The organism is Candidatus Accumulibacter similis (genome assembly GCA_013347225.1).
Classification (GTDB): Bacteria; Pseudomonadota; Gammaproteobacteria; order Burkholderiales; family Rhodocyclaceae; genus Accumulibacter; species Accumulibacter similis.
The window spans coordinates 4,516,662-4,529,812 of the sequence record CP054595.1 but is presented as its reverse complement, the minus strand read 5'-3'; the positions used below and the strand labels follow the sequence as shown (position 1 = coordinate 4,529,812).

At 70.1% G+C, this 13,151-nt stretch carries 8 protein-coding genes and 1 riboswitch; all 8 genes read right to left on the bottom strand.

All coding sequences use genetic code 11. From position 1 onward, the window contains the following. Positions 1–4 precede the first annotated feature (4 nt). Positions 5–778 (bottom strand): ABC transporter ATP-binding protein, encoded by a 774-nt coding sequence (locus HT579_20010; protein QKS31003.1) that lies wholly within the window; start codon positions 776–778, stop codon positions 5–7. Beyond that, positions 775–1,752, bottom strand: coding sequence for an iron ABC transporter permease (locus HT579_20005; protein ID QKS31002.1), 978 nt, complete (start codon positions 1,750–1,752; stop codon positions 775–777). Before HT579_20005 ends, HT579_20010 begins: the two co-directional genes overlap by 4 nt. Next, positions 1,752–3,725: a TonB-dependent receptor gene (locus HT579_20000; protein ID QKS31001.1), complete on the bottom strand. Its 1,974-nt coding sequence runs from the start codon at positions 3,723–3,725 to the stop codon at positions 1,752–1,754. Before HT579_20000 ends, HT579_20005 begins: the two co-directional genes overlap by 1 nt. 103 nt (positions 3,726–3,828) lie before the next feature. After that, positions 3,829–4,035, bottom strand: a riboswitch (cobalamin riboswitch). A gap of 337 nt (positions 4,036–4,372) precedes the next feature. After that, positions 4,373–5,206 (bottom strand): PEP-CTERM sorting domain-containing protein, encoded by an 834-nt coding sequence (locus HT579_19995; protein QKS31000.1) that lies wholly within the window; start codon positions 5,204–5,206, stop codon positions 4,373–4,375. Positions 5,207–5,537: 331 nt separating this feature from the next. After that, positions 5,538–6,407, bottom strand: coding sequence for a formate dehydrogenase accessory sulfurtransferase FdhD (locus HT579_19990; protein ID QKS30999.1), 870 nt, complete (start codon positions 6,405–6,407; stop codon positions 5,538–5,540). Continuing rightward, positions 6,397–9,258 carry a formate dehydrogenase subunit alpha gene (gene fdhF, locus HT579_19985; protein QKS30998.1) on the bottom strand — a complete coding sequence of 954 codons (2,862 nt, stop codon included), beginning with the start codon at positions 9,256–9,258 and terminating at the stop codon, positions 6,397–6,399. The genes HT579_19990 and fdhF overlap by 11 nt, the downstream gene beginning before the upstream one ends. Next, positions 9,255–11,075, bottom strand: coding sequence for an NAD(P)H-dependent oxidoreductase subunit E (locus HT579_19980; GenBank protein QKS30997.1), 1,821 nt, complete (start codon positions 11,073–11,075; stop codon positions 9,255–9,257). The genes fdhF and HT579_19980 overlap by 4 nt, the downstream gene beginning before the upstream one ends. Positions 11,076–11,119: 44 nt before the next feature. Further along, the gene (locus HT579_19975) at positions 11,120–13,012 is read right to left on the bottom strand and encodes a U32 family peptidase (protein QKS30996.1); all 1,893 of its coding nucleotides are present in this window, start codon (positions 13,010–13,012) and stop codon (positions 11,120–11,122) included. Positions 13,013–13,151: the final 139 nt, after the last annotated feature.

The following is a 13,151-nucleotide window of genomic DNA, read 5'->3' as shown; positions in this document are numbered from 1 at the left end:
TTGCTCATTGTGGCACGAAGAAGCGGTGGCCGTCGTCGTCGAACTGGCGCAGGGGGTGGCCGTACAGTCCGGACAGGATCGCCGCCGTCAGGATGTCGTCGACCGGCCCGCTTTCGCTGCGCCCGTCGCCGAACAGAAGCAGCGCGCGGTCGCAGAAGCGGTGGGCGAGGGCCGGGTCGTGCAGAACCATGACGACGCCGGCGGTGCGGTCGCGCGTCGCGCCGGCGAACAGTTCGAGCACCGCCAACTGGTGGTTGAGGTCGAGGTGCGACAGCGGCTCGTCGAGCAGGTAGAGTGCCGGTGCCTGCGTCAGCACGGTGGCGATCGCCAGTCGCTGGCGTTCGCCGCCGGAAAGGGTGCCGACCTGACGCCGTTCGAACCCGCTCAAGCCGACGGCCCGCAGGGCGCTGCGCGCCAGTTCGGCATCGCGCCGGCTCTCCCAGTCCCAGCGCCCGAGGTGCGGATGGCGGCCGGTGAGGACCGTTTCCAGTACCGTCGAAGCGAATGGATCGTTTTGTGACTGGCCCAACCATGCTCGCTGCAGCGCGGCGCGGCGTGCCGGCATGCGCGCCAGATCCTCGCCGGCGAGCAGGACCGTGCCGCCGCTGGTCGGGCGCAATCCGGCCAGCGTCGCCAGCAGCGTCGACTTGCCACTGCCGTTGCGGCCGAGGATGGCGAGCCGCTCGCCTGCGGCCAGGCAGAGGTCGAGCCCGCGGGTGACCGTCATGCCACCGATTTCGACCAGCAGTTGCCGGGTGGCGAGCAGCGGCACGCTCATTTCGGCTGCCGCGACAGCAGGACAAGGAAGACCGGCACGCCGATCAATGCGGTCAGCACGCCGACCGGCAGTTGCTGCGGCGCGATCAGGGTGCGCGCCAGGGTGTCGGCCAGCAGCAGCAGCGAACCACCGGCGAGTGCCGCTGCCGGCAGCAGCAGCCGGTGGTCGTTGCCGCTGGCGAGTCGCAGCAGGTGCGGCACGACGAGGCCGACGAAACCGATCGCGCCGGCGCTGGTCACCGCCGCGGCGGTTGCCAGTGCTGCCAGCAGGTAGACGGTGTGGCGCAGGCGGTTGACTGCGACACCGAGCGCCTGCGCCTGCAGCAGGCCGCGCGCCAGCAGGTTGAGCTGGCGGGCAAAGGGCATCGTCAGGATGAGTGTCGCGGCGAGTATCGCCAACGGTGGCCACGGGCTGACGGTCTGGGCGAGATCGCCCATCAGCCAGAAGAGCATGCCGCGCAGGCGGTCCTCCGGGGCGATCGCCAGCATCAGGGTGACCAGCGCGCCGCCGCCGGCGGCGACGATGACGCCGGTCAACAGCAGGCGCGTCTGCGTCCAGCTGCCATCGCCGTGCGCCAGCCCGAAGACGAGGAGCATCGTGCCGAGGGCGCCGGCAAAGGCCAGTCCGTCGATCGCGAACGCCGGCAGCCCGAGCAGCATGGCGAACAGGGCGCCACTGCCGGCACCGCTCGAGATGCCGAGAATGTAGGGATCTGCGAGCGGGTTGCGCAGCAGCACCTGCATCAGCGCGCCGGCCAGTGCCAGCAGTCCACCGCAGGCAAAGCCGGCGAGGGCGCGCGGCAGGCGCAGTTGCAGGATGACGTCGGCGCCGGGTGGGTCGTTGCCGATGAGTGCGGCGAGCACCTCTGCCGTGCCGAAGCGGATGCTGCCCGTTGCCAGTGCCGTCCACAGACTCGCCAGCGCCAGCAGCACCAGCAGGACGAGGATCAGGATGGCGCGGCGACGGTTCGGCATCAGCGGATGGCGTAGCTGGCGGTCATCAGGAAGGTTCGTCCGTCGGCCGGGTAGTAGTAGTAACCCTGGAAGGCCGAGTAGCCGGCAAACGGCGCGTAGACCTGGTCGAAGGCGTTGAGCAGGCGGGCGGTGATCGACCACGGCTTGAGGTCCCAGGTTGCCGTCAGGTCGACCGTCGTATAGCCGTCCAGCTTGTCGAGCGTGTTGGCGAAATCGCCGCTGAAGTAGCGTTCGCCGACATAGGTGCCGACCAGCACGTAGCGGCCCATGCTGCCGCCGTCCCAGGCGACCTTCGCGGCAGCCGAGTTGCGGGGTACCAGCGGCAACTGGTTGCCGCTGTAGGCGCCGCTGCGGAACGTCGAGCGCGTGTAGCTGTAGCTCAGCAGCGCCGCCAGAGACGGGGCGATCTGCCAGTTCGTCTCGAGTTCGAAGCCTTGGCGGCGCGTCGGATCGAGGTTCACGTTGGCGAACAGCGTGCCGTCGAAGGCGATCTCGTCGTCGAGGTTCATGTGGTAGAAGGCGGCACGCGCACGCAGCGGACCGAAGCTGGCGTTGCCACCGATCTCCTGCACCGTCCCGGTCTGCGGCTTGAGGTTGCCGGCGAAGACCGGGACACCGTTGATCGGATCGTAGCCAAACAGTTCGTCGGTGGTCGGAAAGCGGAAGGTGCTGCCCGCCTTGGCGTAGGCACGCCAGCCGTTGCCGGCATGATTGACTCCGATGTCCCAGGCGGTTGCCGAGTTGCGCGCGCTGCCTTCGATGGCGGGCTGGAACCAGGCCGGGTAGGCTGCCTGCTCCGCCGACTGGTCCATGCTCTGGTAGCGCGCGCCGAGCAGGCCACTCCAGCCGCCGCCGAAGGTGGTGACGTTCTGGAAATAGACGCCGTTGCTGTCCTGGCGGGCGTTCTGTCGCGGCGCCGAGGAATAGCTGGCGTCGACCTTGCCGGAGTAGTGGTCGAAGCCGAATACCGTTTCGCTGGCCATCGCACCAAGTCCGTGCTGCCAGCGCAGGCGTGGCGTGAAGGACCAGCTCTCGCGCGTCCGGTCGGCCTCGCTGGCGAACGATACGTAGCGGAAGTGGCTGTCCTGGCGTTCGACCGAGACTTCGGCGTCGAGGCGCAGGCTGTCGCCGAGCGGCAGCGTGATGCCGGGACGCAGGCGGTAACCGTTGCTGCGCTGCGAGTCGTCGGGAAAGATCGACTTCTGTGGTCGCGACGGATAGTCGGCCGCGAGCAGGTAGCCGGGCAGCCCCGAACTGTCCCGGTAGACCGAGTAGTCGAGGAAGGCCTCGCCGTCGCCGCGGGCGAGGTAGATGCCGCCGCGCCCGCTCAGCGCGAGCTGGTCGGCCTGGTTGTTGGCGCGCCAGCCGTTGGTGTCGGCGTAGTGCGCGAAAGCGTTGATGTAGCCGCTGGCGTTGCCGGCGGCCGCATTGAGGTCGGCGGTCTGCGTGCCATAGGTGCCGACCCCGAGGGTCGCGCCGAAACGCGGGCGGCCGGCCTTGTCGGTGATGATGTTCACGACGCCGCCCGTCGCCTTGTCGCCATACTGGACACTGCCGGCGCCGCGCAGGATCTCGATGCGCTCGACGCTGTCGAGGGGGATCGCCGACCAGTTCACGCTGCCGAGGTCGATCGGGTTGAGTCGCTGGCCATCGAGCAGGATCAGCGTGTTGCTGCCGGCACTTTCGCCGAAACCGCGGATGTCGATCGTCGAGTCGATGCCGAGGCTGCCCGACAGCGCACGTACGACGACGCCGGCGTTCGACTTGAGGATTCCCGGCAGGTCACGCGCCGGACTGTTGCGGATGTCCTCGCGGCTGATGACGCTGATGTTGGCCGGCAGACGGGACTCGGTTTCGGCGAAGCGGGTGGCGGTGACGACCACCACATCGGCGTCGCGCGCGTCGTCGGCGCGCAGCGGTGCGTTACAGGTGACGAGCAGGGCCGCGGCGAGCCGCGGCAGGCGTGGATTCATGGCTTTCCCTTTCCCGGCAGGCGTCCCCGCAGGCCGGAATGACTGAAAAGGAAGCGACTGGAGGATGGCGACAAGCCTGGAACCGGCGCCACGCCCCGCGGCACTTCCGCTGCTTGTCACAGGCCGGTATCCGGGCTCGCAAGTCTTGACGCGCCGCCTTCCCGGATCAGGGTCCAGTGGCATGATGGCGCGTCCGCACTCGCTTACCGTTGCGGGGGCAGCAGCGGACTTGTCGTTTGGCGACGCACCGCTTTCCCGTTTGACCGCGGTCGGAGAATCCTTCCGCAGCACCTGCAACGCGGCGCATTGTACAGGCAGGCGTGCGGCGGCGCTGCGTCCATGCGTTGTCGCGGCGACGGGCCGTCGGCGCTGGCTGTCGGTGGAGGGGATGGCGGCGTGTCCGCCGGGTGGATGGGGTGCCGCCGGCGACGGGTGGGCGCGGGCGTCGTTTCGCCAACCACGGGCGCAACGGCAAGCGGCCGCAGGCGATGCGCTCGCCTGTGGGAGCTGCCGGGCGAGCGTCGTACAGCGAGCAGCACAGCGTCTGCTGCGCTGCGGAGCGCTGGCCGTGTTGCCCGTTTCGCGACGGCGATCAGCCGACCGCGGTCACGGAATGGGCTGCTGGAGTTGCCCTTGCGGCGGGCGCGTCAGGCATCCGGCCGCCGGCGGCGCAGCCAGTGCAGGCCGCCCAGCAGGCCGAGGCCGGCGAGTGCGAGACCGGATGGCTCCGGCACGGCGCGCCTGGGTTCGGCATAGAGGAAGTCGTCCATCACGACGACATCGTCGTTGGGGTTGCCGAGCGTGCCATTCGCGACGATGGTGTTGGCGCCGGAAGTCAGCCGGACGCGGCTGATCCGCTCGCCTGCACCGGCGACCGCACCGAGGAAGCTCAACCCCTGGTTGCCGCCGACGAGGACGTCGCGTGACAATATCGACGACCCGCTCTCGTCGAAGAACTCCATCGTCGTCAGGCCAGCGACCTCGACATCGACGAAGATGGCAGCGAAAGCGCTCGTCGTGGCAGCGATCGTCGTCCCGGGGACGAAGAAGCTGACGTCCGTGATGTTGCTGTTGACGGCGGTAAACAGTCGTTGCGGGCTGAAGGTCTGGAAGTCGTTCGGGAAGCCGAACAGGACCGGCGAGGCCTGGCCGGAGTTGGCACTGACCAGGAAACCTGTTCCCGGCGTCGTGAACACCGCTCCACGCGGCGAATTGACGTTGAAGAAGTCTGCCGGCAGGGGGTTGGGGTCGGCGCGGATGTCCGGCACGCCATCCCAGTTGATTTCGCGGCGAAGACCGCCGAAGGAACCATTGGCGCCGGCAGTGGTGCCGCCGCCGACGGCCGCGCGAAAGGCATCGCGCGTGGGTGTGATGGCTGCGGCATTGGCGCCGGCGGCCTCGAAGGTGAGCAGGGCGGCTCCCGCCGCGGGAGCCAGCAGCATGGCGGCAAGGGCGCCTGCGGACTTGCAGATCAGGTTCATGACTGTATTCCTTTCGCTGATGACACGGTGGTGAGACGGCACACGGTTCGCAGGCGATGCGAACGAGTACGATAAGCAAGAACTGGTCCCGGGACAGAAACATGTTCTGTAACAGGGTGTTGGGAAGAATCCCGGGTTGTGCGGGGCGACGGGTGTAAAGAAGGCCGACACCGCGGCGTTGGAGCTGGCCCGGTCGCCAGCCGGCCCATCGCCCGCCGGGCCGCGGCCCGTGGAGGTTGCCGCAGGCGGGCTGCGGCATCGCCGGCAGGCGGCCTGCTGCCGCGACGGCGGTGTTCGCCGTCCGGTCGCGGGTATCGGGGTGCCGGAGTCGCTAGCGCAGCGGCGGCGGGCCGGCTGCTGGCGGATCCGGGTCGAAGCGGCTGGCGCCGGTGTAGCAGAGAAAGCGCCGACCGGTGGCGCGTCCAACGAGGGTCATTCCGAGTCGCTCGGCAAGCGAATGCCCCATCGCGCTGATGCCGTTGCGCGAGACGACGATCGGCACGCGCATGCGCGCGGCCTTGATCACCATCTCGCTGGTCAGGCGGCCGGTGGTGAGCAGCAGCTTGTCGTCGCCGTCGATGCCGTGCATCGCCATCCAGCCGGCAACGGTGTCGACGGCATTGTGGCGGCCGACATCCTCGACGAAGAACAGCAGTTCGCTGCCGTGGAAAAGCGCCGTGCCGTGCACCGAGCCGGCGTCGCGGTGGACGCTGGGCTGCGTCCGCATCCGCTCGAGCGCCGCCAGCAGGGTCGACCGATCGATGCGCGCGCTGTCCGCGGCCGCCAGCCGCATCGTCCCGAGGTCGGCCATCTGCTCGGCGAACATCGTTCCCTGGGCACAACCGGTATTGAGCACCGGGCGTACGGCGCCTGTCCGCAGTGCCTTGCTGCCGCCACGGCCGTTGCGCGTCCGCACCGCAGCCGCGTCGACCGACCAGTCGACCGTCACGGAGTCCACCTGCCGTGGATCGTCGAGCAGCCGCTGGTTGAGCAGGTAGCCGAGCACCAGCCACTCCGGATACTGGCCGAGCGTCATCAGCGTCACCAGTTCGTGCCGGTCGACGTAGACCGTCAGCGGCCGCTCGTCCGGGATGCGGATCGTCCGCTCCTCGCCGGCCGCGTCGAGGACGCGTATCTCCTGCGTCAGGCACGCCGTCGCACGCGTCAGGCGCGGCAGAACGGGATCGCGCTCAGTCGGCATCGGCTGCCGGCGCTGGCCGGGCGTAGCCGGCAGCCGCTTCGATGCGGCCGCCGCGGTGCAGCCGCACGGCACAGTACTTCAGCTCGGGAATGCGGGCTGCCGGGTCGAGAGCGGCGTTGGTCAGCAGGTTGGCGGCCGCTTCGTGGTAGGCAAAGGGCATGAAGACCGTGCCGGCGGGAGTTCCCGCATCGGCGCGCGCATGCATGACGACCTCGCCCCGCCGCGACTGTACGGTGACGAGGTCGCCCGGGCGAAGCGACAGCGCGTCCATGTCGCTGCGGTTCATCGACACCGTCGCCAGCGGCTCGATGGCGTCGAGCACCCGTGTCCGCCGCGTCATGCTGCCGGTGTGCCAGTGCTCGAGCTGGCGGCCGGTGATGAGGACGAAGGGGTAATCGGCGTCGGGCGTCTCGTCGGCGCTGACCAGGCCTGCCGGCACCAGCCGCAGGCGCCCGCTGGCGGTCGGGAAGCGGTCGATGAAGACGATCGGCTGGCCGGGGTCGTCGGCGTCCAGGCAGGGGTAGGTGACGCTGCCGTGCTGCTGCAGCCGCTGCCACGAGATGCCGCCGATCAGCGACGGCATGGCCTGGCGCATCTCTTCGAAGACTGCCGCGACGCCGCATTCCTCGCCCGGGTAGCGCCAGTCGAGGCCGAGTCCGCGGCCCAGCCGTTGCACGATCCAGAGGTCCGCGCGGGCGTCGCCGGGTGGCTGCAGCACCCGCCGGCCGAGTTGCAGCATGCGGTCGGTGTTGGTGACGGTGCCGGTCTTCTCGAGCCAGGCCGACGCCGGCAGGACGACGTCGGCCAGCCAGGCGGTCTCGGTCATGAAGATGTCCTGGACCACGAGGTGCTGCAGAGCGGCCAGAGCCTGCCGCGCGTGGTTCAGGTCGGGGTCGCTCATCGCCGGGTTCTCGCCCATGATGTACATGCCGCGCACCTTGTGCGGATCGCTCTCGGCGGCCAGTGCCAGGTTCAGGATCTCGACCACGGTGTAGCCCGGCCGGTCGTCCAGCGGCAGCCGCCACAAAGCCTCGAAGCGGCGGCGCGCGGCGGGGTCGTCGACCCGCTGGTAGCCGGGGAGCATCATCGGGATCAGGCCGGCATCGCTGGCTCCCTGCACGTTGTTCTGCCCGCGCAGCGGGTGCAGGCCGGTTCCCGGTCTGCCGATCTGGCCGGTCACCGCGCACAGGGCGATCAGGCAGCGGGCGTTGTCGGTGCCATGCACGTGCTGGCTGACGCCCATGCCCCACAGGATCATCGCGCTGCGGGCACGGGCAAAGGCGCGCGCCACCTCGCGCAGCGTCGCCGCCGGGATGCCGCAGACCGGGGCCATCGCCTCGGGGCTGAAGCGTCGCACCTGCTCGCGCAGCGCTTCGAAGTTCTCGACCCGCAGGCGGATGAAGTCCTCGTCGGCCAGCCCCTCGTCGATGACGGTGTGGATCAGCGCGTTGAGCATGGCGACGTCGCTGTCGGCACGGAAGCGCAGCTCGCGCCAGGCGTGGCGACCGATGTCGATGCCGCGCGGGTCGGCGACGACGATCCGCGCGCCGCGTCTGGCAGCGTTCTTCATCCAGGTCGCGGCGACCGGGTGGTTGACCGTCGGATTGCAGCCGATGAGGAAGATCAACTCGGCATGCCGGACGTCGTTGACCGGGTTGCTGACCGCACCCGAGCCGACCGCCTCGAGCAATGCGGTGACGCTGGAGGCGTGGCAGAGGCGGGTGCAATGGTCGACGTTGTTGCTGCCGAAGCCGGTCCGCACCAGCTTCTGGAAGAGATAGGCCTCCTCGTTGCTGCCCTTGGCCGAGCCGAAGCCGGCCAGCGTCCGTCCGCCATGCTGCCGACGCAGCTCCCGGAAGGGGCGGCTGGCCAGGGCCAGCGCTTCCTCCCAACTCGCCTCGCGGAACAGCGCCCGCCACTCGTCGGGGCGGGTTGCCTGCGCGGCATCCTTGGCGGCGCCGGCGAGGCGGACCAGTGGCCGCGTCAGGCGTTGCGGGTGGTGCACGTAGTCGAGGCCGAAGCGGCCCTTGACGCACAGGCGAGCGCGGTTGGCCGGTCCGTCGCGTCCGTCGACGCTGACGATCCGTTCGTCGCGCACGTTGCAGCGGATCAGGCAGCCGACGCCGCAGTACGGGCATACCGTATCCACCTGGCGGTCGACCACCTGGCTGCCGTCGCGCGAGCGGGCGCTGAGGGCGCCGGTTGGGCAGGCCTGCACGCACTCGCCGCAGGCGACGCAACTGCTCTCGCCGAGCGGGTCATCGAGGTCGAAGACGATCCTCGCCGACTCGCCGCGCCATGCGTAGCCGATGACGTCGTTGACCTGCTCCTCGCGGCAGGCGCGAACGCAGCGCGTGCACTGGATGCAGGCATCCAGGTTGACGACCATCGCCGGGTGTGAATCGTCCGCCGGCGGCGGCCGGCGGCCGGACGACAACTGCGGGCGGACGCGCACGCCGGCACGGGCCGCCGCCGCAGACAACTCGCCATGCGCCTGTGTGCCGTCGGCGTCGAGCCACTTGTGGCCGATCTCGGGCATCTCGGCGAGCAGCAGTTCGAGTACCATGTCGCGGCTCCGGCGTGCGCGCCCGCTGCCCGCATGCACGCTCATCCCTGGCTCGGGTGCGCGGCAGCAACTGGCGGCCAGAGCCCGCTCGCCGTCGATCTCGACGACGCACGCGCGACAGTTGCCGGCCGGTCGCAGCCCCGGCTGGTGGCACAGATGCGGGATCTCGAAGCCGTGCCGCAGCGCGGCGTCGAGGATGCTCTCGCCGGCGCGTGCCGTCAGCTCGTGGCCGTCGAGGGTGAACGCGACGGATGCCGCGTGCTGTTCATCGACGGCGTGGCTCATCTCCGCTCGGCCGCCACTTCGCCGGGAAAATGCGTCTGCACGCTGCGCAGGACGTTCGGCGCCGCCTGCCCGAGGCCGCAGATTGACGCGTCCGCCATCACTTGCGCCAGGTCGTCGAGCAGCGCGTGCTCCCAGTCGGCGGCTGCCATCAGCGTTGCCGCGCGTGCCGTGCCGACGCGGCAGGGGGTGCACTGACCGCAGCTCTCGGCGGCGAAGAAGCGCATCATCGCCAGTGCGGCATCGCGTGCGCGGTCGTGCTGGCTGAGCACGATGACCCCGGCCGAGCCGATGAAACTGCCCCAGGGCTGCAGGGTATCGAAATCGAGCGGCAGGTCGGCGAGCCGTGCCGGCAGGATGCCGCCAGCGGCACCGCCCGGCAGGTAGGCGTAGAGGGTGTGGCCGTCGGCCATGCCGCCGCAGTATTCGTCCACCAGTTCACGCAGCGTGATTCCCGCCGGCGCCAGCTTGACGCCGGGTTGCCGGACGCGGCCGCTGACGCTGAAGCTGCGCAGGCCGTGGCGGCCGTGGCGGCCGAAGCCGGCAAACCAGGATGGCCCGCGCTCGACGATGTCGCGCACCCAGTACAGCGTCTCGAAGTTGTGCGCCAGCGTCGGCGCACCGAACAGCCCGCGCTGCGCGACGTACGGCGGGCGCAGACGTGGCTCGCCACGGCGGCCCTCGAGGCTTTCGATCATCGCCGACTCCTCGCCACAGATGTATGCGCCGGCGCCGCGGCGCAGTTCGATCGTCGGCAGGGGGCAGGGCGCTGCGGCGACGAGGTCCGCCAGCGCCGCGGCGAGCAGGGCGCGCGCCTCGTGGTACTCGTCGCGCAAGTAGACATAGACGGCGGCGATGCCGACGACCTGCGCGGCGATCAGGACTCCCTCGAGAAAGCGGTGCGGGTCGCGCTCGAGCCAGGTACGGTCCTTGAAGGTCCCCGGCTCGCCCTCGTCGATGTTGACTGCCAGCAGGCGCGGCGCTGGCTGGTCGCGCACCAGTTGCCACTTGCGGCCGGCCGGGAAGCCGGCGCCGCCGAGGCCACGCAGACCGGAATCATTCATCGCCTGCAGCACCCGCGCCGCCGGCAGGGTGCCGCTGGCGACCGCGGCCGCCAGCGCATAGCCGCCGGTCGCCCGGTAGGTCGCGTAGTCGGCGTGCGGCACCCGTGTCGGATCCTGTCCCGGTACCGGCGTCACCGCGTGCCCGGCGAGCGCCGCCGGGTCGAAGGCGGCGACCGCTCGCGGCAGCGAGCGGTTCGCGGCCGGCGACGACGCCTCCGTCGCCGGCCGCGAAATCACCTGCAGCAGGGTGGCCGGCGTTGCCTGCGGTACGGCGTGCTGGCCGAGCAGTACCGCCGGCGCCTGCTCGCAGCGACCGATGCAGGGGGCGGCGAGCAGCCTTGCGCCGGTCGCTGCGAGTTGCCTCTGCATATCCGCCAGCAGGTCGCCGGCACCGGCAAGCGAGCAACTGAGGCCGGTGCAGACGCGCAGCGTCAACCCGGGCAGTGGCGCGTCGTCGGCGACGATGTCGAAGTGGTGGTAGAAGCTGGCGACCTCATGGATCTCGGCCATCGGCAGTCGCATCGCCTGCGCGAGCGCCACCAGGTGACGCGCGCGCAGCGCGCCGTGGGCATCCTGCAAGCGGTGCAGGAACTCGATCAGCAGGTCACGCCGGTAGCCCTCCGGGCCTGCCTCGCCAATGCACCGGCGGACCTCGGCGGACGCCGCGGCATCGGCCTGTCGGCCCTTGGCGAGGTTGCGCCGGCGGTTGCGTCCGGCCGGCGCGTCGGCGTCGGCCACCGGCGGTGCCGCGCTCATAGCGCCCTCCCGGAACTGGTCACTCATGGCCGTCGGCGAAGCCGCTACTGCGTCGCCAGTCGCAGCGCGCGCTGCCTGCGCAGCCGGCCAATGACGTGCATCTCGCAGGGCTTGCAGTCGAAGCGCAGCGTCAGACGTTCGCTGCCGTTGATGAGGAGCATCGGCTCGGCGCGGATTCCCTTTACCTGCCTGGGGCAGAGGTTGAAGCTGTAGCGCAGGCAGTGTTTGGTGATCATCAGCGACACCTCGCCCTTCTGCTGGCCGCACTCGTAGGCCGGTTCGATGACCTCCACGCCATGCCGGGCGTAGAAGGCGCGCGCGCTGCGGTTGCTGACGCCCGCCAGGTAGTCGAGCGAGCGCTCGGGGAAGAGCGGCGGCGGAACCGCCGCCGCTCTGCGCGCGGGCCGCTCGTAGGCGGCGCGGCGGGCGGCGTCGAGCGCGGCGAGCGCATCGCGACGCAACTGGTTGAGTGTCGCTGTCGGCAGGAAGCAGTCGGTTGCCAGGGCGATGTCGATGCTGCGCGGGCTGTAGATCGTCCCGCCAAGCCGGCCGAGGCCGTCGCGCATCGTGGCCCGCGCCCGCTCGCCGTCGCGCGCGGGCTGTCGCGGCTGCGCCAGCGTCGCCTGCGCCGTCACGCCGCGGTCGTCGCTGATCGCCAGCACCAGGCCATGCGCATCCTCTCGCAGCACCAGATCGACGGCGATGCGACGGGTTGCCGATTTCCTCGCCAGGCAGCGGGCGAACTCCTGGTCGCGGTTGCGATGGATGCGGGTACCGGTCTGCAGCACGGTCGCCAGTTCGCCGGCAGCGAGCTGTGGAAACAGCCGGCAGCCGCTGCCGTTCCTTTCGACACGGTTGATCTGCAAGCCGTGCAGTTCACCGGCGGCGTCGAACCAGGCGATCCCGTCACCGTTGTGCACCGCCTGCGGGCCGTCAAGGTCGAAGTGATCGCTGCCGACGCGGGTGACCGTGCCGATCTCGTCACCGACGAACTTCGGCGTCGCGAAGGCGCCGATGTCGGCCTGGCGGCCTCGGACGAAGTAATCGGTGGCGCCTCGGTTGAAGGTCTTTTCGGGCTGCGGAACGAAGAGGAAGCTGCTCTCGCCCGACGAACTGCGCCGATAGCCCGGCCGCTCGGCGAGGATCTCGTCGAGCAACTGGCGGTAGTGGGCGGTGATGTTCTTGACGTAGGCGAGATCCTTCAGGCGCCCCTCGATCTTGAACGAGCTGACGCCGGCGTCCACCAGCGCCCGCAGGTTGCGGCTCTGGTCGTTGTCCTTCAGCGACAGCAGGTGCCGGTCGGCGGCGATCACCTGCCCGTCCCCGGCGGTCAGCGTATAGGGCAGGCGGCAGGACTGCGAACAGTCGCCGCGGTTGGCGCTGCGCCCGGTCTGCGCGTAGCTCAGGTTGCACTGGCCGCTGTAGCTGACGCAGAGGGCGCCGTGCACGAAGAACTCGAGAATAGCGTCGGTCTCGCTGGCGATGGCGCTGATCTGGTCGAGCGCCAGTTCGCGCGCCAGGACGATCTGCGAGAAGCCGACGGCGGCGAGGAATCTGGCCTTGTCGGGCGAGCGGACGTTGGTCTGCGTGCTGGCGTGCAGTTCGATCGGCGGCAGGTCGAGCTCGAGCAGACCCATGTCCTGGACGATCAGCGCGTCGGCGCCGACGTCGTGGAGCTGCCACGCCAGCCGCCGCGCCGCTTCGAGCTCGTCATCCCGCAGCAACGTGTTGAGCGCAACCAGCACCTGCGCGTTGTAGCGGTGCGCATGTTCGACGAGGCGGCCGATGTCGGCAACCGAATTGCCGGCACGGGCACGGGCGCCGAACGCCGGGCCGCCGATGTAGACGGCATCGGCGCCGTGGATGATGGCCTCGATCCCGAAATCGGCATTCTTCGCCGGTGCGAGGAGTTCGAGATGCTGGCGTGTCTTGTGCATGCGCTGGCGTCGGGTGGCAATGGCAGCATTCTATACGCTCCGGCCGCCGACGTTCGGCTGCGACTGGTGGCGTCGGCCCGGGCGCGACCCGAGCCGCCATTCACCGGCACGGCGACTGTCGCGCACGTCGTCACCGGAA